At 72.6% G+C, this 21,355-nt stretch carries 16 protein-coding genes; 12 read left to right on the forward strand and 4 right to left on the reverse strand.

Going from position 1 to position 21,355, the window contains the following annotated elements:
* Positions 1-72: 72 nt before the first annotated feature.
* Complete coding sequence (locus Voc01_RS47850) at positions 73-750, reverse strand: Crp/Fnr family transcriptional regulator (RefSeq protein ID WP_203934460.1); 678 nt, start codon at positions 748-750, stop codon at positions 73-75.
* Positions 751-954: 204 nt separating this feature from the next.
* On the opposite strand from Voc01_RS47850, the gene Voc01_RS47855 reads away from it, so the two are divergent.
* The 12 genes from Voc01_RS47855 (at position 955) to Voc01_RS47910 (ending at position 15,085) form a co-directional block, all read left to right on the forward strand.
* Positions 955-2,319 (forward strand): CapA family protein, encoded by a 1,365-nt coding sequence (locus tag Voc01_RS47855; RefSeq protein WP_239161024.1) that lies wholly within the window; start codon positions 955-957, stop codon positions 2,317-2,319.
* A 28-nt stretch (positions 2,320-2,347) separates the two neighbouring features.
* A complete protein-coding gene (gene nth, locus Voc01_RS47860; RefSeq protein ID WP_275423834.1) occupies positions 2,348-3,106 on the forward strand; it encodes an endonuclease III in 759 nt (252 codons plus the stop codon).
* Entirely contained in the window at positions 3,103-3,684 is a 582-nt protein-coding gene (locus Voc01_RS47865; RefSeq protein WP_203934461.1) for a TlpA family protein disulfide reductase, read from the forward strand. Before nth ends, Voc01_RS47865 begins: the two co-directional genes overlap by 4 nt.
* A gap of 126 nt (positions 3,685-3,810) precedes the next feature.
* On the forward strand, positions 3,811-4,458 hold the full coding sequence (locus tag Voc01_RS47870; RefSeq protein ID WP_203934462.1) for an NUDIX hydrolase: 648 nt from the start codon (positions 3,811-3,813) through the stop codon (positions 4,456-4,458).
* Positions 4,459-4,462: 4 nt separating this feature from the next.
* Positions 4,463-5,647, forward strand: a complete 1,185-nt coding sequence (locus Voc01_RS47875; RefSeq protein WP_239161025.1) for a MarP family serine protease — start codon at positions 4,463-4,465, stop codon at positions 5,645-5,647.
* A gap of 375 nt (positions 5,648-6,022) precedes the next feature.
* A complete protein-coding gene (locus tag Voc01_RS47880; protein ID WP_373873968.1) occupies positions 6,023-6,628 on the forward strand; it encodes a TetR/AcrR family transcriptional regulator in 606 nt (201 codons plus the stop codon).
* Positions 6,629-6,636: 8 nt separating this feature from the next.
* Entirely contained in the window at positions 6,637-7,410 is a 774-nt protein-coding gene (locus tag Voc01_RS47885; RefSeq protein WP_203934463.1) for a TIGR03084 family metal-binding protein, read from the forward strand.
* Positions 7,407-9,107, forward strand: a complete 1,701-nt coding sequence (locus tag Voc01_RS47890; RefSeq protein ID WP_203934464.1) for an acyclic terpene utilization AtuA family protein — start codon at positions 7,407-7,409, stop codon at positions 9,105-9,107. The genes Voc01_RS47885 and Voc01_RS47890 overlap by 4 nt, the downstream gene beginning before the upstream one ends.
* Positions 9,104-10,219 (forward strand): acyl-CoA dehydrogenase family protein, encoded by a 1,116-nt coding sequence (locus tag Voc01_RS47895; RefSeq protein ID WP_203934465.1) that lies wholly within the window; start codon positions 9,104-9,106, stop codon positions 10,217-10,219. Before Voc01_RS47890 ends, Voc01_RS47895 begins: the two co-directional genes overlap by 4 nt.
* A 2-nt stretch (positions 10,220-10,221) precedes the next feature.
* Positions 10,222-11,844: an acyl-CoA carboxylase subunit beta gene (locus tag Voc01_RS47900; protein ID WP_203934466.1), complete on the forward strand. Its 1,623-nt coding sequence runs from the start codon at positions 10,222-10,224 to the stop codon at positions 11,842-11,844.
* Between the two features lie 31 nt (positions 11,845-11,875).
* A complete protein-coding gene (locus Voc01_RS47905; RefSeq protein WP_203934467.1) occupies positions 11,876-13,888 on the forward strand; it encodes an ATP-binding protein in 2,013 nt (670 codons plus the stop codon).
* 36 nt (positions 13,889-13,924) lie between these two features.
* The gene (locus Voc01_RS47910; RefSeq protein ID WP_203934468.1) at positions 13,925-15,085 is read left to right on the forward strand and encodes an acyl-CoA dehydrogenase family protein; all 1,161 of its coding nucleotides are present in this window, start codon (positions 13,925-13,927) and stop codon (positions 15,083-15,085) included.
* Between the two features lie 155 nt (positions 15,086-15,240).
* Here the strand turns inward: Voc01_RS47910 and Voc01_RS47915 are convergent, their stop codons facing one another.
* Genes Voc01_RS47915 through Voc01_RS47925 form a run of 3 tightly spaced genes read right to left on the reverse strand, consistent with a single transcriptional unit; the run spans position 15,241 to position 21,305 of the window.
* Positions 15,241-16,905 (reverse strand): serine/threonine-protein kinase, encoded by a 1,665-nt coding sequence (locus tag Voc01_RS47915; RefSeq protein ID WP_239161026.1) that lies wholly within the window; start codon positions 16,903-16,905, stop codon positions 15,241-15,243.
* A 60-nt stretch (positions 16,906-16,965) separates the two neighbouring features.
* On the reverse strand, positions 16,966-20,556 hold the full coding sequence (locus Voc01_RS47920; protein ID WP_203934469.1) for an adenylate/guanylate cyclase domain-containing protein: 3,591 nt from the start codon (positions 20,554-20,556) through the stop codon (positions 16,966-16,968).
* Positions 20,553-21,305: an MBL fold metallo-hydrolase gene (locus Voc01_RS47925; RefSeq protein ID WP_203934470.1), complete on the reverse strand. Its 753-nt coding sequence runs from the start codon at positions 21,303-21,305 to the stop codon at positions 20,553-20,555. Before Voc01_RS47925 ends, Voc01_RS47920 begins: the two co-directional genes overlap by 4 nt.
* Positions 21,306-21,355: the final 50 nt, after the last annotated feature.

Raw genomic sequence — 21,355 nt, forward strand, 5'->3', positions numbered from 1 at the left:
GGGCACGCAAGTACCTCTCGGCCGACCCGAGAGGTACTTCCGTGCTCGGTAGTTGGCGCCGGGGGCGGCTAGCTAGACGCGGGCCCGCCGGGCCAACCGCTCCGGGTCCAGGATGATCACGGACTTGCCGTCGAGCCGGAGCCATCCCCGCGAAGCGAAGTCGGCCAGCGCCTTGTTCACCGTCTCCCGTGACGCGCCCACGAGCTGGGCCAGCTCCTCCTGGGTGAGGTCGTGCGTCACGCGCAGCACCCCACCGTCACGGTTGCCGAAGCGGCCGGCCATCTGCAGCAGGTTCTTGGCGACCCGGCCGGGGACGTCGGTGAAGATCAGGTCGGCCAGCGTGTCGTTCGTCCGGCGCAGCCTGCGGGCCAGCACCCTCAGCAACTGCTCGGCGATCTCGGGCCGGTTGGTGAGCCACGGCCGCAGGGCGGTCTTGCGCAGCCGGGCCAGCCGGGCGTCGGTGACCGCCGTCGCCGTGGCGGTTCGCGGACCGGGATCGAACAGCGACAGCTCGCCGATCATGTCGCTCGGCCCGGTGAGGGCCAGGAGGTTCTGGCGTCCGTCGGCCGCCCGGCGACCTAACTTGATCTTGCCGGACAGCACGATGTAGAGGCTGTCGCCGGGATCGCCCTCGTTGAAGACGACCTCGCCCTTGCGGGCCTCGACGTACTCCAACTCCTTCGCCAACGACTCGGCGGCATCGGCATCTACCCCCTGGAAGATGCCGCTACGAGCCAGTACCTCATCCATCGCGCCCACCTCGGATCCCGCGCGCAACGCGCCAGATCAGTTTAGGCATAACGGGCCTGATAGCGAACGTCGCCCAGCAGTGCGTCCTCTATCCGTCGAACAGCGGGCACGACGGTGGCGGAGGTGCGCTAGTGTCGCGACGAGTGTCACGGCCGGGCGCTCGGAGGTATCCCCGGCCCGAATCGGCAGGGGACGGTCCGCGCGATGAGTGTGTACGGAAGCCGTCGGGACGACGACGACCCGGGCTGGAACAACCAGTCGTACGGTTCGTCCGAATCTACCGGAAGCTACCAATCTGACCGGTACGACACGCCGGGTCCGTACCAGGGCCCGACCTACGGCCACCCGTCCGACCCCACCTCCGGGATGTACGGGAACCACCAGCCGGCCGCCGCGCCGCCGCCCCCGCCGCGTCCCCGCCGGTCCGGCCTCAACCGCACCACGCTGATCATCACGATCCTGGCGGTGCTGCTGCTCGGAGCGGGAACGGCCGCCGCGGCCACGCTCCTCACCGGCGACGACAAGGGCAACGAGACCCCCAACGGGCCCACCGCGGGCGACAACACCGGCCCGGCCGCGCCCGCCTCCTCGGCGGCCGCGAAGGAGCCGATCTCGATGACGGCCACCGGCGACGTCGTGATGGGCATGGCGCCCAACAAGCTGGCGCCGAACAACGGCAAGGGCATGTTCGACCAGGTCGCCCCGCTGCTCAAGGCCGACTTCCAGATGATGAACCTCGAGCAGACCATCACCGACGACACCGGTGTCACGAAGTGCGGCGCCAACAGCACCTCCTGCGTGGCGTTCCGTACGCCGCCGGCCACGGTGCAGAACCTGAAGGACGCCGGCACCCACCTGGTCTCGCTGGCCAACAACCACGCGTACGACTTCGGCGACAAGGGCTACAAGAACACCCAGGCGGCCCTCGACGGCGTCCAGATCAAGTACACCGGCTGGCCCGACCAGGTCACGGTCACCGAGGTCAAGGGCGTCAAGGTGGCGGTCGTCGGGTTCTCGCCGTACGAGCGGTGGTCGAACTCGTGCATCGACGTCGAGAAGTCGTCGGCGCTGATCACGAAGGCGTCCACGCAGGCCGACATCGTGGTGGTGCAGGTCCACATGGGCGCCGAGGGGTCCGACAAGACCCGGGTGAAGCCCGGCACCGAGAACTACGTCGGCGAGAACCGGTGCGACCCGGTCAAGTTCTCGCACGCGGTGGTCGACGCCGGTGCCGACCTGGTGGTCGGGCACGGTCCGCACGTGGTGCGCGGCATGGAGTTCTACAAGGGCCGGCTGATCGCCTACAGCCTGGGCAACTTCGTCGGCTACGGCGGCGCGCTCAAGTTCGAGGGCATCCTGGGCGTCACCGCGGTGATCAAGGTCAGCCTGAACCCCGACGGCACCTGGGCCGGCGGCTCGCTGATCCCCACGCACATCGTGTCGCCGGGCGTGCCGCGTCCCGACCCGAACAAGCGGGCGATCACCACGATCAGCGACCTCACGAAGAAGGACTTCGCCCAGACCGGGCCCGCCATCGGTGCCGACGGCACCATCACCGCGCCGAAGTGACGTCACACCCCCGCAGTAGTCTGGCGACGTGACCGAGACCTCGCTTGGCCTCAAGCGGCGTGCCCGCCGCATGGCGCGGGAACTCGCGGCGACCCATCCCGACGCCCACTGCGAGCTCGACCATACGAACGCCCTCGAACTCGCGGTGGCCACGCTCCTGTCCGCGCAGACCACCGACGTCCGGGTCAACGAGACCACCCCGAAGCTGTTCGCCCGCTACCGCACCGCGGCCGACTACGCCGCGGCCGACCGCGCCGAGCTGGAAGACCTGCTCAAGCCGCTCGGCTTCTTCCGGGCGAAGACCGACTCGTTGATGAAGCTCGGCCAGGCCCTGGTCGACCTGCACGCCGGTGTCGTGCCGAACACGATGGAGGCGCTGGTCGCGCTGCCCGGCATCGGCCGCAAGACCGCGAACGTCATCCTCGGCAACGCGTTCGGCGTGCCCGGCCTCACCGTCGACACCCACTTCCAGCGCCTGGTCAACCGCTTCGGCTGGACCGCCGAGACCGACCCGGTCAAGATCGAGATGGCCGTCGCCCAGCTCATCGAGAAGCGCGACTGGACCATGTTCAGCCACCGCATCATCTTCCACGGCCGCCGGGTCTGCCACGCCCGCAAGCCGGCCTGCGGCGCCTGCACCATCACCCGCAGCTGCCCGTCGTACGGCCTCGGCCCGAAAGACCCCGCTCTCGCCGCGAAGCTGCTCAAGGGCCCACGCATCGCCGAGCTCGCGAAAGCCGCCGGCGCCCCCGTTCCGGAAGGCGTGGTCGCGGAGCCCGCGCTGTGAGGTTGGTTGCGCTGGTCGCGCTGCTCACCCTGGTCGTCACCACCGGTTGTTCGAGGGGACGGGCACCGTCCGAGCCCTCCGTTACCGCGGCTTCGGGCACCGCTGCCCCGTGCGTGCCGGCGGCCACTCCGGCCGCCCCGGCTTCGCCGGCGGCCCGGACCGCCGGCGGCGAGAAGGTCCCCGACCTTGCCCTGGCCTGCTTCACCGGCGGCAGCGAGACCCGGCTGCGGACGCTCGGCCGCCCGGCGGTGGTCAACCTGTGGGGGTCCTGGTGCCCGCCCTGCCGTAAGGAGCTGCCCGCGCTGAACACGTTCGCCCAGCGCGGCACCGTCCTCGTCGTCGGCGTCGCCACGGAGGACACCCGGTCGGCGGCCGGATCGATCATCGAGGACCTGGGCCTCGGGTTCCCGAACCTCTACGACCGCGACGGCAGGCTCCACAAGGCGCTCGGGTCGGTGCCGTTGCCCGTCACGCTGTTCGTCGCGGCCGACGGCACCGTCGCGTACACGCACCGTGCCGGCGCCCTCGACGAGGCCGGCTTCGAACGGCTGGCCCGCGAGCACTTGGGGGCGGCATGACCGCCGGAGCGAAGCGGAGGCGGTTGTGCCGCGCTCCTGCGCGCGACCTCGGAGGCACAGCATGACCGCCGCAGCGAAGCGGAGGCGGTTGTGCCGCGCTCCTGCGCGCGACCTCGGAGGCACAGCATGACCGAGCTGCCCGGCTGGTTCGAGCCGCTGCTCACGCGGGTCCACGAATCCGACGCGACCACCTGGACCCGCCTACCGACGCCCGCCGACGGCCGGGCCAGCGCGGTGCTGGTCCTGTTGGGAGAGACCGACCACGACGGCCCGGACGTGCTGATCCTGCAGCGCGCGGCCACGATGCGCAGCCATGCGGGCCAACCCGCCTTCCCCGGCGGCGCCTCCGACCCCGACGACGACGGCCCGGCGGCGACGGCGCTGCGTGAGGCGGCGGAGGAGGTCGGTCTGGATCCCGACACCGTCGAGGTGGTCACCGAGTTGCCGACGCTGTGGATCCCGGTGAGCGGCTTCCTCGTCACGCCGGTGCTGGCCTGGTGGCGCGAGCCGCATCCGGTGCGGCCGGTGGCGCTCGAGGAGGTCGAGGCGGTGCGGCGGGTGCCGCTGGCCGAGCTGGTGGATCCGGCCAACCGCCTACGGATCCGCCATTCGAGCGGGTTCGTCGGTCCGGCGTTCCAGGCCGGGGAGATGCTCGTGTGGGGATTCACCGCCGGCGTTCTGTCGACGCTGCTCGAACTCGGCGGCTGGGCCCGGCCGTGGCCCACCGACCGGATCGAGGACCTGCCTGACACGAGCGCGGTCCCACTACGCTGACAAGGTGAACGGAAGCGTGGTCGATCTCGTCCTCATCGGACTGCTGCTGATATTCGCCTTCAACGGCTATCGGCAGGGGTTCGTCGTCGGCCTGCTCTCGTTCGCCGGGTTCTTCAGCGGTGCGCTGGTGGGGCTGCAGCTCGGTCCACTGCTCGCCGACCGGTTCGACACCGACGCCAAACGGGTGCTCGTGTCGATCATCGTGATCTTCGGTCTGGCCGTGTTCGGCCAGGCCGTCGCTGGTTTCCTGGGCTCCCGCCTGCGTGGCGCGATCCGGCACCGCGGCGCCCAACGCGTCGACGACGCCGGTGGCGCGGTCGTCTCGGTGATCGCGGTGCTGCTGGTCATCTGGCTGGTGGCGACGCCGCTGAGCCAGTCGTCGCTGCCGTGGCTGGCCCGGGCGGTCAGCAACTCGATCATCCTGAAGGTCGTCGACAAGGCGATGCCGAGCCAGGCACGCGCCCTGTCGCAGGCCCTGCAGGACACCGTGAACACGCGCGGGTTCCCCCGGGTGTTCGACAACTTCGGGCCCACCCGCGAGCGCGAGGTGCCCGCCCCCAACCCGGCCCTGGCGAACTCGCCGGTGGTGAAGAACTCGCAGGGTTCGGTGCTGAAGGTGCTGGGCAACGCGCAGAGCTGTTCGCGGCGCATCGAGGGCACCGGTTTCGTGTACGCCAACGAGCGGGTGATGACCAACGCCCACGTGGTGGCCGGCACCAAGTCCGTGAAGGTCGAGGTCGGTGACGGCAGCCGGAACGGCAAGGTGGTCGTCTACGACCCGGAACGCGACCTGGCGGTCATCCACGTCCCCGGCCTGAAGGCCACGCCGCTGAACTGGGCGCCCAAGCAGGCAGCGAGCGGCGCCGACGCCGTGGTGCTCGGCTACCCGCTGGACGGTCCCTACGACGCCCAGGAGGCGCGGGTCCGCGAGGTCCGGAACATCACCGGTCCCGACATCTACGACAACGGCCAGGTGACCCGCGAGGTCTACACGATCAAGGCCCTCGTACGAAGCGGCAACTCCGGCGGCCCCCTGATGAGCTCCGACGGCACCGTGCTGGGTGTCATCTTCGCCGCCGCCGCCGACGACCAGGAAACCGGCTTCGCCGTAACCGCCGCCGCGGCCCAACGAGTGGCCGACCTGGGCAAGAACGCGACAAGCGCCATCAGCACCGGCGAGTGCGCATAACGTAACCCGCACCCGGGACCGGCACCGAGGGCCGGATCCCGGGACCCCCTCCCGGATCCGCACCGAGGACCCGCACTCGACACCGCACCCGCCCTGCCCGCGGTCTCCCGCTCCCAGCTACCGCACGCCGCCCGCGGCCTCCCGCGCCAGCCACCCCACCCCGCCCACCGGTATGGGCCGCACACCACTCCGCGCCGCCCGCGCCCGCCGCGAAGCCCCTGCCCGCCGCACGCCACAGGGTCCGCCCACCCTGCCCGCCGCACGCCACAGTCCGCCTGCCCTGCCCTGCCGCCGGCCGCGCCGCGCTCCACCTCCCCCGCCACCCGGAAACAGTCAGGCTTGACTGATTGTTTGTCAGGCGCCACGCTGGACGGCGTGACCATCAGCCGTGCGCCGCAGCAGGAACGGAGCCGGCTCACGCAGCAGCGTCTCCTGTCCGCCACCGTCGAATGCCTCGTGGAGTTCGGGTGGTCCGGCGCCACGACCACCGTCATCGCCGACCGGGCCGGGGTGTCGCGGGGCGCGCAGCTGCACCACTACCCCACGCGGGCGTCGCTGGTATTGGCCGCCGTCGAGCACCTCGCCGAGCTTCGGGCGGCCGAGCTGCGGGTCGAGGCGGCCGCGCTCGGTGGGCTCGCCGGGCACGACCGGCACGACCGGGTGCTCGACATGCTGGCCGCGAGCTTCACCGGCCCGCTGTTCGTCGCGGCGCTGGAGGTGTGGGTGGCGGCCCGCACCGATCCGGAGCTGCGGGCGGCGCTGATCCCGCTGGAGGCCAAGGTCGGACGGGAGATGCACCGCCTCGCCGTCGACCTGCTCGACGCCGACGAGTCGACACCCGGAGTACGGGAAGCTGTGCAGGCGACGCTCGACCTGCTGCGGGGCCTCGGCGTGGCGAACCTGCTCACCGACGACTCCGCCCGCCGCACAGCGCTGCTCGCCGCCTGGAAGGACCAGCTCGCCACCATCCTGAACCGCTAGGAGACGCCGTGCCCGACCCCACCCTCACCCGGGTGCTCGCCGATCTCGCCGCCGAGTCCGCCGACCTCGACCGGACCGTGGCCGCCCTGCCCGCCGCCGACTTCAGCCGGCCCACCCCCGCGCCCGGCTGGACCATCGCGCACCAGATCGCGCACCTCGCCTGGACCGACTGGATCGCCCTGACGGCCGTGACCGACCCCGACGCGTTCCACGCCCAGCTCGCCGCGGCCGGCACCGACACGGGGAGCCTCGTCGACCGCGCAACCGAGAGCTTCCTGGCCGTGCCGCAGGAGCTGCTGTACCGCTGGCGGCAGGGGCGCGCCGACCTCGCCACCGCGCTGGCGGCCACCACCGCGTCGAAGGTGGCCTGGTTCGGAACCTCGATGTCACCGACGTCGATGGCGACGGCCCGGCTCATGGAGACGTGGGCGCACGGGCTCGACGTCGCCGACACGGTGGGAATCGAGCGGGGCTTCACGCCGCGGCTGCGGCACGTCGCGCACCTGGGCTACCGCACCATCGGCTACGGGTTCGCGGCGCACGGCCGCCCGGTACCGACGGTTCCGTTCCGGGTCGAACTGTCCACACCGGATGGTTCACTGTGGACGTTCGGCCCCGACGACGCGGAGGAGCAGATCACCGGGCCGGCGCTGGACTTCTGCCTGCTGGTCACGCAGCGGCGCAACCCCGACGACCTGGCCGTCAAGGCGACCGGTGCCGTCGCCACCGAGTGGCTCGAGGTGGCGCAGGCGTTCGCCGGCCCACCCGGGGTGAAACGATGAGGATCGGCAACGCGTCGGGCTTCTACGGCGACCGCTTCAGCGCGTGGCAGGAGATGCTCGAGGGCGGCGACCTCGACGTCCTCACCGGCGACTACCTGGCCGAGCTCACCATGCTGATCCTCGGCCGCGACCTCGCGAAGAACCCCGACCTCGGCTACGCGAAGACGTTCCTGCGCCAGCTCGACGGCTGCCTCGCCACCGCGGTCGACCGCGGGGTCACGCTCGTCACCAACGCCGGCGGGGTGAACCCCACGGGGCTGGCGTCCGCCGTGCGCGCGCTCGCGGAGAAGCTCGGGCTCGCTGCCAGGCTGGGCCGCGACATCCGCGTGGCGACGGTCGAGGGGGACGACGTACGCGCGCACCCGGCGGTCCCGCGCCACGCGTTGACCGCCAACGCGTACCTGGGGGCGTTCGGCATCGCCGAGTGCATCCGGGCCGGTGCCGACGTCGTGGTGACCGGTCGGGTCACCGACGCGTCGCTGGTGATCGGTCCGGCGATCGCCCACTTCGGGTGGACCCGCGACGACCTCGACGCGCTGGCCGGTGCCACGGTGGCAGGCCACGTCATCGAATGCGGCGCACAGGCGACCGGTGGCAACTACCCGTTCTTCACCGAGCTGCCCGACGGCGGCAGGAGGCCGGGCTTCCCGATCGCGGAGGTCGAAGCCGACGGGTCGAGCGTCATCACCAAGCATCCGGGCACCGGCGGCGCGGTCACGGTCGAGACGGTCACCGCGCAGCTGCTGTACGAAGTGGACAGTCCCGCCTACCGCGGCCCCGACGTGGTCGCGCACCTCGACACGGTGCGGCTCGACGCCGACGGGCCAGACCGCGTGCGCATCAGCGGGGTCCGGGGCAGCCTTCCGCCGCCGACCCTGAAGGTGGGCGTGAGCACGCTCGGCGGGTTCCGTAACAGCGTCACGTTCGTCCTGTGTGGACTGTCCATCGAGGACAAGGCACAGCTCGTGCGGGACCAGCTCACGAGCGCGGTGGGCAAGGACGGGCTGGAGTTCCGGCTCGCCCGCACCGACCACCCCGACCCGGCCGACACGGAGTCGGGCAGCGCGCTGCTGCACGTCCACCTGAAGGACACCGACGCCAAGCGGGCCGGGCGCGCGTTCTCGGCGGCGGCCGTCGAGTTGGCACTGGCGTCGTACCCGGGCCTGACGATGCTCGGGCCACCCGGTGACGCGGCGCCGTACGGAGTGTTCGAGGCGTACGCCGTCCCGCAGGAGGACGTCACCCACACGGCTGTCCTTCCCGACGGCACGCGCGTCCCGGTCCCGCCACCGGCAGAAACCACGACGGACCTCGCGCCGGAGGCACCGCCGCAACCGCAGACGACGCCGCGACGGGAACCGACCGCGCGCACGCCGCTGGGCGCCGTGGCCGGTGCCCGCTCGGGAGACAAGGGCGCCGACGCGAACCTCGGCGTGTGGGCGCGCGACGACGCCGGATACGAGTGGCTGCAAGGGTTTCTCACGGTCGGGAAGCTGAAGGCGTTGCTGCCGGAGGCGGCCGCGGTGCCGGTCGAGCGCTACGACCTGCCGAACCTGCGCGCGGTGAACTTCGTGCTGCGCGGCCTGCTGGGAGCCGGCGGTGTCGCGGCATCGACGCGGTTCGACCCGCAGGCGAAGGCGCTCGGTGAGCTCCTGCGGGCGAAGCTGGTCGAGATTCCCGTGAGGTTGGTGTCGTGAAAGAGCTGCGGGACCTGACGCGCCGGTTCACCGAGCGCGAGATCGTTCCCCACCTCGCCGGCTGGGAGCGGGCCGGCGAGGTGCCGCGGTCGCTGCACCTGTCCGCGGCGAAGGTGGGGCTGCTCGGCGTCGCGTTCCCGGAATCCGTTGGTGGCGGCGGCGGAACGCTGCTCGACTCGCTCGCGGTCAGCGAGGAGGTGATCCTCGCCGGTGGCTCGTCGGGCCTGATCGCGGCGCTGTTCACGCTGGGAATCGCGGTGCCGCACATCGTCGAGGCGGGCGACCCCGCGCTGATCGACCGGTACGTGCGACCGACGCTCGCCGGCGAGAAGATCGGCTCGCTCGCCGTGACCGAACCCGACGGCGGCTCGGATGTGGCGTCGCTGCGGACGACCGCGACGGCGGTCGACGGCGGATACCTGGTGAACGGCAACAAGACCTACATCACCAGCGGCGCGCGGGCCGACTTCGTGGTCACCGCCGCCCGCACCGGCGGACCGGGACACGAGGGCGTCTCGTTGCTCGTCGTCGACACCGACTCCCCCGGCTTCCGGGTGACCCGGCGGCTCGACAAGATGGGGTGGCACTGCTCCGACACCGCCGAACTGTCCTATTCGGACGTTCACGTACCGGCGGGAAACCTGGTCGGCGCGCCCGGCACCGGTTTCCTCCAGATCATGCGGCATTTCACCAGTGAGCGCCTGTCGTTGGCGATCCAGGCGGTCGCCACCGCGCGGCGCTGCCTCGACCTCACGCTCGCGTACACCCGGCAGCGGGAGACGTTCGGGCGGCCGCTGGCGAGCCGCCAGGTGGTGCGGCACCGGCTCGCCGAGATGGCCCGCCGCACGGAGGTGGCTCGCACGTTTGTACAGAGCGTGGCGGCGCGTGTCGAGATGGGTGAGCCGCTCGTTAGCGAGGTGGCGATGGCAAAGAACACCGCGGTCGACGCCTGCGACTTCGTCGTGGACGAGGCGGTCCAGTTGCACGGCGGATTCGGTTACCTGCGCGACGCCGAGGTGGAGAGGCACTACCGGGACGCCCGGATCATGGGCATTGGCGGCGGTACGACGGAGATCATGAACGAGATCATCGCTAGGCACCTGGGGGTCTAGGCATGGTGGCACTGGAGACCTCGCTCGACCCGCGCTCGTCGGCGTACGCCGACAACCGCGCCGCGATGCTCGAACGGCTGGCCGAGCTCGACGCCGCGGCGGAACAGGCGCGGGCCGGTGGCGGCGAGCGGTACGTGGCCCGCCATCACGCGCGCGGCAAGCTGCTCGCCCGCGAACGCGTCGACCTGCTGCTCGATCCGGAGAGCCCGTTCCTGGAGCTGGCCCCGTACGCGGCCTGGGGCACCGAGTACACCGTCGGCGCGAGCCTGGTGACCGGCATCGGGCTGGTCGAGGGCGTGGCGTGCGTGATCGTGGCCAACGACCCGACCGTGCGCGGCGGCTCGGTGAACCCGTACACGTTGAAAAAGACCCAGCGGGCGCACGCGATCGCGCGCATCAACCGGATGCCGATGATCAACCTGGTGGAGTCGGGTGGGGCCGACCTGCCGACCCAGGCGGAGATCTTCATCCCGGGCGGCGCCGGCTTCCGCGACCTGACCCGCCTGTCGGCCGAGGGCATCCCGACGGTCGCCGTGGTGTTCGGCAACGCCACCGCCGGTGGCGCCTACGTGCCGGGGATGAGCGACTACACCATCTTCGTGCGCGAACAGGCCAAGGTGTTCCTCGCCGGTCCGCCACTGGTGAAGATGGCCACCGGCGAGACCGTCGACGACGAGACGCTCGGCGGTGCCACCATGCACGGCACCCGCAGCGGACTGGCCGACTTCGTCGCCGAGGACGAGCGCGACGCCATCCGCCTCGCGCGCTCCTGCGTCGCCCGGACCCGTTGGCGGCAGCCGGCCGTTCCCGGCGGCATGGAGCCGAAGTTCCCGATCGACGACCTCCTCGCCATCCCGTCGGCCGATCAGCGCGTGCCGTTCGACCCGCGCGAGGTCCTGGCCCGGGTGCTCGACGGCAGTGAGTTCGACGAGTTCAAGCCCTTGTACGGCACGGCTTTGGTCACCGGTTGGGGCTCGATCCACGGGCACCCGGTGGGCGTGCTGGCGAACGCCCGCGGCGTGTTGTTCTCCGCCGAGGCGCAGAAGGCGGCGCAGTTCATCCAACTGGCGAACTCCTCGCGGACGCCGTTGCTGTTCCTGCAGAACACCACCGGCTACATGGTGGGCAGCGAGTACGAGCAGAACGGCATCATCAAGCACGGCGCCCTGATGATCAACGCGGTGTCGAACTCGACGGTGCCGCACCTGACGCTCAACATCGGCGCCTCGTACGGCGCCGGCAACTACGGGATGTGCGGCCGGGCCTACGATCCCCGGTTCCTCTTCGCGTGGCCGAACGCGAAGTCGGCGGTGATGGGTCCGACCCAGCTCGCCGGGGTGCTGTCGATCGTGGCGCGGCAGGCGGCCGAGAACAAGGGCCGCGTCTACAACGAGGACGAGGACGCGGCCATGCGGGCGATGGTCGAGCAGAAGATCGAGGCGGAGTCGGCGGCGCTGTTCCTCTCCGGCCGGCTCTACGACGATGGGGTGATCGACCCGCGCGACACGCGCACGATCCTGGGCCTCTGTCTGTCCATTGTGGACAATTCCAACGACGACCGCGGCCGTGATCGCGGCCGCGCGCACGACGGCGGCCGGCCGCCCTTCGGCGTTTTCCGAATGTGATGCTCCCAGAGACAGGTGAGGTCCACAGAGCATGATCCGACGGCTGCTGGTGGCGAACCGTGGCGAGATCGCCCGCCGCATCATCGTCACGTGCCGGGCGGTCGGGGTGGAGACCGTGGCGGTCCACTCCGACGCCGATGCCGACGCACCTTACGTCGCGGAGGCCGACTACGCCGTTCACCTGCCCGGTAACTCCCCCACCGAGACCTACCTCCGCGGCGACCTGCTCGTCGACGCCGCCCGCCGGGCCGGCGCCGACGCGGTTCACCCGGGCTACGGGTTCCTGTCGGAGAACGGCGGCTTCGCGCAGGCGGTGCTCGACGCGGGACTGGTGTGGGTCGGCCCGCCGCCCAAGGTGATCGACGTGATGGGCTCGAAGGTCGAGGCCAAGCAGCTCGTCGCCGACGCCGGCGTGCCGACGCTGCCCACCTGGAACGACCCGCTCGACGTCGAGTCTTACCCGGTGCTGGTGAAGGCGTCCGCCGGGGGCGGCGGCCGCGGCATGCGTCTGGTCCGCGACGCGTCCCTTCTGGCGGACGCGGTCGCGTCGGCCCGGCGCGAGGCCGAGTCGGCCTTCGGCGACGGGACCGTGTTCTGCGAGCGGTACGTGGAACGGGCCCGCCACATCGAGGTGCAGATCATCGCCGACTCGCACGGCAACGTCGTGTCGCTCGGCGAGCGGGAGTGCTCGATCCAGCGGCGGCACCAGAAGATCATCGAGGAGACGCCGTCTCCCTTCGTGGACCCCGCCCTGCGGGAGAAGCTGTGCTCCGCGGCCGTGACCACCGCCCGCGCGGTGGGATACATCGGCGCCGGGACCGTCGAGTTCGTGGTCGAGCCCGACTCGCGCTTCTGGTTCCTCGAAATGAACACCCGCCTGCAGGTCGAGCACCCGGTCACCGAGCTGGTCGTCGGCATCGACCTCGTGCGGCTGCAGCTGCTCGTCGCCGAGGGCGGCACGCTGCCGTACGCGGGTCCGCCGCCCCTGCGCGGACACGCCGTCGAGGCGCGCCTCTACGCCGAGGACCCGACGTGCGCCTGGCTGCCCCGCACCGGCACCCTGCACCGGTTCGACATCCCCGGTGCCGACAAGGAGTTCGGCCCGATGCTCACGCCCGGGCTGCGCCTGGACTCCGGCGTGGTGGCCGGGTCGGTGGTGGGCGTCCACTACGACCCCATGCTCGCCAAGCTCATCTCCTGGGCGCCGACCCGGTACGAGGCCACCCGGCAGCTCGCCACCGCGCTGGCGCGGGCGCGCATCCACGGCGTCGGCACGAACCGGGACCTGCTCGTGCGGGTGCTGCGGCATCCGTCCTTTGTGGCCGGTGACCTCGACACCGGCTTCCTCGACGGCCACCCCGAGGTGTTCGCGCCCCTGCTGTCCTCAGTGGACTGTCTGCGCCTGTGCTGCCTCGCCGCCGCGCTCGCGGGGTCGGCCTCGCGACGGGAGTCCTCGCCACTGGCGGCGCTGCCGGCCGGCTGGCGCAACATGCCGTCGGCACCGCGTACCGTCGCGTTCGAGGCGCCGAGCGGCACGTTCGAGGTCGCGTACCGGCTCGACCGCACCGGCGCGCTCACCGGCTGGACGGTGCGCGCCGTGGAACGCGACGATGTCGGCCTGCCCGGCGACACCCCCGACCTCGACGGCGCCCCGGACGTCGCGATCGTCTCGGCGACGCCGTCTCGCGTGGTGCTCGACGTCGCCGGCGTGCGCTACACGTTCGACGTCGACCGGGTCGGCGACGTGTCCTATGTGGACTCCGCCGAGGGCTCGGTCGAGCTGACCGAGCTTCCCCGATTCCCCTTGCCGGGCGCCGAGACGGCCGAGGGCACGCTCACCGCGCCGCTGCCCGGGGCGGTGTCGCGCGTCCTGGTGGTGCCGGGCCAGCGGGTGGCCGCCGGCGACCTGCTGCTCACCGTCGAGGCGATGAAGCTCGAACACGCCGTGCACGCACCCACGAGCGGCGTGGTCACCGATCTGAAGGTAGAGGCCGGCGCCCAGGTGGAGGCCGGTGCGTTGTTGGCGGTGCTCACACCGGACTAATGCTCACACCGGACTAATGAGAAAGGTCCACCCCTCATGGACTTCGACCTCACACCCGAACAGACCCTGCTGCGCGACTCGGTCGCGGCGCTCGGCCGGCGGTACGGCCACGAGTACTTCGTGGCCAAGGCAAAGGCCGGCGAGCACTCCGACGAACTGTGGGCGGAGACCGGCAAACACGGCTACCTCGGCGTCAACCTGCCCGAGGAGTACGGCGGCGGTGGCGGCGGCATCACCGAGCTGGCGATCGTCGTCGAGGAGCTGGCCGCCGCCGGCTGCCCGCTGCTGCTGCTCGTGGTGTCACAGGCGATCGCCGGCACGATCATCGCCAAGCACGGCACCACGGACCAGAAGGAGCGGTTCCTCTCCGGCATCGCCGACGGCACCGTGAAGTTCTGCTTCGCGATCACCGAGCCCGACGCCGGGTCGAACTTCCACAAGCTCTCGACGGTCGCCACCCGTGACGGCGACGACTACCTGATCACCGGCCGCAAGGTCTACATCTCCGGCGTCGACGAGTGCGACCACATGCTCGTGGTCGCGCGGCTCGCCGACTCCCGCGACGGCAAGCTCAAGCCCGCGCTGTTCCTCGTGCCCACCGACGCCGCCGGGCTCGACCGCAGCAAGATCGAGATGGAGATCGTCTCGCCGGAGAACCAGTTCCAGGTCTTCTTCGACGAGGTCCGCGTACCCGCGTCCGCACTGGTGGGCGGCAGCGCCGACGCCGGTCTCCCCGCACTGTTCAGCGGCCTGAACCCCGAGCGCATCACGGTCGCCGCGATGGGTGCGGGCACCGCGCGCTACGCACTGGAGAAGGCCTCGAAGTACGTCGCGACCCGCACCGTGTGGGGCCGCCCGATCGGCTCCCACCAGGGCGTCGCCCACCAGCTGGCCCACGCCTGGGCACAGGTGGAACTGGCGAAGCTGGCGATCGCCAAGGCCGCGAGCATCTACGACGCCGGCCGCGACCTGGAGGCGGGGGTGTCGGCCAACCTGGCCAAGTACGCCTCGTCGGAGGCCTCGGCGCTGGCCGTCGACACGGCGATCCAGGTGCACGGCGGCAACGGCATGACCACCGAGTACGGGGTCGCCACGCTCCTGGGCGGCGCGCGGGCCGGCCGGATCGCACCGGTGTCGCGCGAGATGATCCTCAACTTCATCGCCCAGCACGTGCTGGGCCAGGAGAAGAGCTACTAGACACCGTTCGGCTGGCCCGTTGTCGGGGCCCGCTCCCGTCGCCACCCCTGTTGATCATCTTCACTGGCGAGAAGGTGAAGTAACACTTCAGGTTTCCGCCAGCAGAGTCGATCATGAGGCTCGGCGGCCGGCGGAACCCTGATCCCGAAAGCTCTTCAGCGGGCGAAGCGGGAGTCGCGGAGCTTGGTCGGCGGGTTGCCGGCCAGGCAGCGGTAGGTGCGGTCGCCGGCGCGGACCTGGTCACGCGACGGCGGCAGCACCTCGATCTGCCAGTTCTGCTGCGGGTTGATCGCCTTGGCGTTGGCGGTACTGCACACCTGCCGTACCTCGGCGTTCTGCTTGATCGCCGAGTGCGACGCGGTGTCGAGCCCCTGGGGCAGGCTCGCGGTGGCGAAAACCTCCCAGACGTGCGGCTCGACACACGCCACGGCCGGCGCCCGCGCCACACCGCTCTGCACCGTGACCCGGTCGAAGCACTCCGGCTCCCGGACGCACTGCGCCGCCCCGGCCGGCGCCAGCGGGCAGGCCGGTGTCGACTGGACCGGCTCGGACACGAACGTGGTGGTCGGCTCGGCGGACCGGAGATAGAACGCCCCGATCACCAGGGCCGCGAGCGCGACCACGTAGCCGGCGGCGATGCCGGCCAGGAGCAGCCGGCGGCCCGAGGCTCCCGCCGGGGCGGCGTCGGCCCCCGGCCAGGGGCCCGGTCGCACCCCGGTTGGCTGGCGGGCGCCACCGGTGTTCGGCGGCGGGAACTGCGGGCCGGGCGGCTGGTACAGCCCGTGCATTGCGGGCGGACCGGGCATCACACGCGCTCCCGCCGGCGGTGGGTACACCGTCGGCGTCGGCGGTGGGTACACCGTCGGCGTCGGCGGCGCGGCCGGAGCCAGCGGCCCCTCCGGGTTCACCACCTGGGTCTCACCACTGTCGGCGTCCTCCGCCGAGGAGCCGTGCGTCGGGGAACCGTGTGCCGGCGCGCCGTGCCCGGTGGGGCCGGACGCCGGCTGGTGCCGCAGCATGCCGGTCGGCAGGGGAACGGCACCCAGCTCCATCGCCAGCAGCTCGTCGCGCAGTTCCGCGGCGCGGGGCCGGGCCGGCTCCACAGTGGACATGCCCCGCATCACCAGTGCCATCAGGTCACGCGGTACGTGCGGCAGGTCGGCCACCGGGTCGGAGAACATGTCGACCAGGGACTCGAGGCTCGGATCGGCCGAGTTCTGCGGCCAGCGGGGCGGCCGCCCGGCCATCAGGGCGTAGAGCGTCGCGCACAGGGCGTAGACGTCGGCGGGCGGGGCCGGTGGGGCGTGGCGGAACATTTCGGGCGGCGCGTACGCCGGGGTCAGCACGTCGAGGGTGATCGAGATGTCGCGGTTCTCGGTGAGGATCGCCAGCCCGAAGTCGGCCAGGGCCGGCTCACCGAAGTGGGTCATGAGGATGTTGGCCGGCTTGACGTCGCGGTGCAGCACGCCGAGCTCGTGCGCGTCGGCGAGGGCGTCGGCGATCTTGACACCCACGTCGCGCGCCTCGGCCGGCGACAGCGGCTGCCGGCGCATGCGCTCGGAGTACGAGCCCTGGCACAGCTCCATGATCAGGTAGGGGTGACCGTCGTTGGTGACGCCGGCGTCGAACAGGTCGACCACGTGCGGGTGGCTCGACATGCGGCCGGCGGCGCGCGCCTCGCGCATGAACCGCCGCTGGTCGCGCTCGTTCTCGAGGATCCCGTTCTCGACCTTGACCGCCACCAGCCGGCCGACCGACTCCTGCATCGCCCGGTAGACGGTCGCGTACCCGCCCCTGGCCAGCACTGAGAGGCCGGTCATGCCCGGCACCATGGGGACCCGCTCCGCGGTCACCTTAAGAAGGTACGACAGATGCCAAGTTCAGCCGACAGCGGCGAGTGTCGCGTCGGCGGCAACCCGCTCCGAGATCTGCTGTGTTCCATACGCTTCGCGCACGGCCGATGCCGCTACGGTCAACGCCTCGTCCTTGTCGCCGGCCGCGGCCAGCGCCGCCGCGAGGACCCGGCCCGCCACCACGCGGCTGCGGACGTCCTCCGCCGGCAGGTCGACGGCCCGGCGGGCCCAGGCCAGCGCCTCGGTCGGCCGGTCGGCGGCGAGCAGAGCCTGCGCGTACCCCGCGACCGCCTGCCGGCGCGGGAACAGCAGCGACGGCTCGGCCGCGGCGGCGGCGATGTCGCCGAGTTCGGCGAGCGCCGTGCCGGTGTCACCCGCCGCGAGGTCGGCCAGCGCCCGCAGAGCCCGCGGCCCGACGCGCACCGCCGGCAGCACGCTGTGCGACCGCATGCGGTCGAGCACCCGGTCGGCGTCGCACGCGGCGGCCGCCGGGTCGCCCAGGTCGAGGTGCACGAACCCGCGGACCGTGCCGGCCATGCCGATCAGCAGCGGGTGGCCGGTGCGTGTCGCGCAGTCGAACGCGTCGTCGAGCAGGTCGCGGGCGTGGGTCGGCTCACCCAGCCCGCGGGCCACGACACCGCGGACCACCAGCGACAGCCCGCGCCCCCAGTCGTCGTCGGCGGCCTCGAAGTCACGGAAGGCGCGCCGCGCGGCCGCGTCACCTTCGGTCAGGTCACCGACCTCGGCGGCGGCGTAGGCGCCGACGGCGCGCAACGTGCCGACGGCCCACGCGTCGCCGACCCGTTCCCCGAACGGGAGGAACGCGGTGGCCAGGCGCCGCGCCTCGCCGAGCCGACCGGCGAGCAGGCGCGCGAACGCGGTGGTGCCCCGCAGCCAGGCCCGGCCGACCGGGTCGCCGAGTTCGGCGAAGCGGCGGGCGGCGCGCAGGATCGACACGTCGGCGCCGGCGAAGTCTCCACGGGTCACGGTCACCCACGCCAGGTCCTGCAGCGACCACGCCTCGTTGCGGCGGTCGCCGGCGGCGACCGCGATCTCGTTCGACGCGCGGAACCGCTCGGCGGACTCGGTGAGACGACCGGCGCGGTAGTCGGCCATGCCGAGCCGGCGCAGCGCCGTGGCCCGCTCGCCCGGCAGCCCCGCGGCGGTGGCGGCGTCGAACGCCTCGTTCCAGGCGGCCCGGGCCCGGTCGACCTCGCGGTTCACCTCGTACGCGCGGCCGGCCAGCAGCAACGCGCCGGCGCGGATCGTGGCGTCGGTCGCGTTGGCGGCGATCTTCTCGGCGTACTGAAGGGCGTCGGGGACCCGTCCCAGCTGCAACAACGCACGCGCGTGCACAAGGCGTTGGTGCGCCGACAGCAGCCCGCCACCCAGCGCCGCGGCGCGTTCGGAGTAGCGGGCGGCCTGCGCCGGCTCGCCGTTGGCCAGCGCCCGGTCGGCCAGCCGGGCCAGCGCCGCCAGCCCGATCGACGCCACCGCGCGGGCCGGTGCGTCGGGGCGCAGCCGCACCGCCTCGGCCAGCGCCGACGCCCGCTCGGCGTGCTCGGCGACGAACGCGTCGTCGCCCCGGCCCGGTCCGCCGATCGCCCAGTGCACCAGCGCGGCGTGCCGCTCGGCGAGGTTGCTCTTGCCGATACCGGCGTACGCCGCTTCGCGCAGCAGCGGGGTGGCGAACGCGTACCCGCCCCGTACCCGGCGCAGCATCCGGCGCTGGAGCAGTTCGTCGATGGCCCGTTCCAGTTCGACGGCGGCCACGGCGGCCGGGCGGCGGGCCGCCACCGACCGGGCCAGCTGCAACGATTCAACGGCGCCAGCCGGCACCGCGTCGCCGACCACCGCCGAGTCGCGGAGCACCGCGCGGGCGTCGGGCGGCAGCGCGTCGATGCGCGCGGCGAGCACCGCGGCCAGGTCGCGGGACAGCAGCCGGCCGCCGAGCGAGCCGGGCGTCAACCTCCACAATGGACCATGTGACCGCGCCGGACCGTGCTCCGGCACCGCGACGCTCGTGAGCGCGCCCCGCTCGCGCAGCAGCGAGACCAGCTCGGCCAGGTAGAACGGGTTGCCCTGCGCGGTGGCGAGCAGCCGGTCGGCGTCGGCCGCGGCCAGCCGTCCGCCGGACAGGTAGGCGGTGAGCAGCCGGGACGCGTCGGCACCCCGCAGCGGCGGCAGCGCGTACACCTCGGCGTCGGCGAGCCGGGTGAAGATGCCGGCCGTGCGCACCAGCTCGGGCCGCCCGAGCATCAGCACCAGGACCGGGCCGGCGAGCCGTTCCAGCGTGGCGGCCAGCCCGTCGACGGTCTCGGCGGTGGCGTCGTGCAGGTCGTCGACGATCACCACCAGCGGGCTCTCGGTGGCCAGCGCCGACAGCAGCTCGGCGACCGCCGCCGGGGTGGCCTCCAGGTCGAGGTCCTCGCCCGGACCCGCCGGGCGCCCGTCGCGGGTGAGGGCGTACTCGTCGCCGGTTTGCGGCTCGTCGCCCGGTCCCCGGCCGTACCCCAACAGGCTCAACAGCTGGGTGACGGCGAGGCCGGACCCGTCGCCGGGAGCCCGCCGGCGACCGCGCTCCAGACGCTGCACCAACCGCCGCAACCGCTCCTCGGCCTGCGCCCGGCCCACCGGAGCGGCATCGCGCGGCAGACCGATCGCCGCCCGCACGATGTCGGCCAGCGGCGCCAGCCGGCGCAGCTCGCCGAACGCCGCGCAGTGGACGGTCAGCACCCGCGCACCGGACGGCACGACGTACCCGCCGGTCGCGACCGGGTAGCCGGCCGCCATCCGCTCGACCTCGCCGGCGAACCGGGTCTTGCCGAGGCCCGCCTCACCGGTGACCACCAGGGTGCGCGGCTCGCCCCGGTCGATCGTGTCGGCCAACCGGCTGGCGACCCAGGCCAGCTCCGGTTCGCGTCCCACGAACGGCGCCTCGTCGCCGATGCCCGACCGGGTACCGGGCGCGTCGAGCAGGCCCAGCAGCTCGAACGCGGCCACCGGCTCGCGCTTGCCCTTCAGCCGCAGCGGCCGCAGCCCGCGCCACGACGCGATGTGTCGGGTGCCGGCCGAGGTGGTCGCGCCGGCGTAGACCGCGCCGACCGCCGCCGCGTCGGCGAGCCGCGCCGCCGTGTTGACCGTGTCGCCGATCACCGTGTACTCGATGTCGGCCTGCACACCGGCCACGACCGGACCGGTGTTGAGGCCGACCCGCAGCCCGAGCGGCGCGCCGCCGCCGCGCTCGTCGTCGAGCACCCGGCGCACCGCGCGCTGCATCGACAACGCCGCCCGCACGGCGCGCTCGGCGTCGTCTTCGTGCGCGACGGGCGCGCCGAACACGGCCATGATGCCGTCACCGGTCAGCTTGTCGACGTGCCCGCCGAACGTGCGCACCGACCCGGCGAGCGCGGCCAGCACCCGGTCGGTGACAGCGCCGACGCGCTCGGGGTCGACGTCTTCTGCCCACGCCGTGAACTCCGACAGGTCACCGAACAGGACCGTGACGACGCGGCGCTCGGTGGCCGGCAGTGACGCGGCGGCCGGCAGCGCGGATCCGCAGTTGTGGCAGAACCGCGCGCCGGGTACGGCGACGGTTCCGCACACGGGGCACGTCACGGTTTCTCCCGCTCTTCGAGGTAGGCGAGCTGGGCGCGGACGGTGGCCTCGGCGGCCGGCCACAGCACGCGGTCGACGTCGGCGTAGACCACCCGGACCACTTCCATGGCCTCGGCGGCGCCGGCGTCGACGGCGGCGCGCACCTGCTCCAGGCGGGCTTCCCGGTGGGTGCGGTAGTAAACGGACGCGGCCGCGCAGTCTGCCAGCGCCGGCCCGTGCCCCGGCAGCACCGGCACGGGGCCGAGCCCTTCCAGGGTGTCGAGGCTGGTGAGGTAGCTGGCGAGGTCGCCGTCGGGCCAGGCGACGATCGTGGTGCCGCGGCCGAGGATGGTGTCACCGGAGAGCACGGCCTCGTCGTCGATCACGTAGCAGACCGAGTCGCTGGAGTGGCCGGGCGTCTCGATCACCCGGATGCCGAGGCCACCGACCTCGTACGTACCGGCACGGTCGAGCACCGGTGCACCGGTGATCTCGGCCAGCCGCGGCACGCCCTCGGTGTGGTCGAAGTGGCCGTGCGTGATGAGGATGCCTTCGATGGGACCGTGGTCGGCGACCGCGCGCAGGTGGGCCTCGTCGAGGGGACCGGGATCGACGACCACGTATCCCGCCGAGCTGCCCGGAGCGCGGAGCAACCAGGTGTTCGTGCCGTCGAGCGTCATCGGCCCGGGGTTCGGAGCCCGCACGAGGGTGGCCCACGCGGGCAACGAGTCGAGGATCGCGGCCGCAGGCGCGGTGACGTGGCCCACCATGCCAGCGATGTTACGGCCGCCGGATGGCGCGACCGCCGTCCGATCGGCGC

It is taken from the genome of Virgisporangium ochraceum (assembly GCF_016863655.1).
In the GTDB taxonomy this organism is placed as follows: domain Bacteria; phylum Actinomycetota; class Actinomycetes; order Mycobacteriales; family Micromonosporaceae; genus Virgisporangium; species Virgisporangium ochraceum.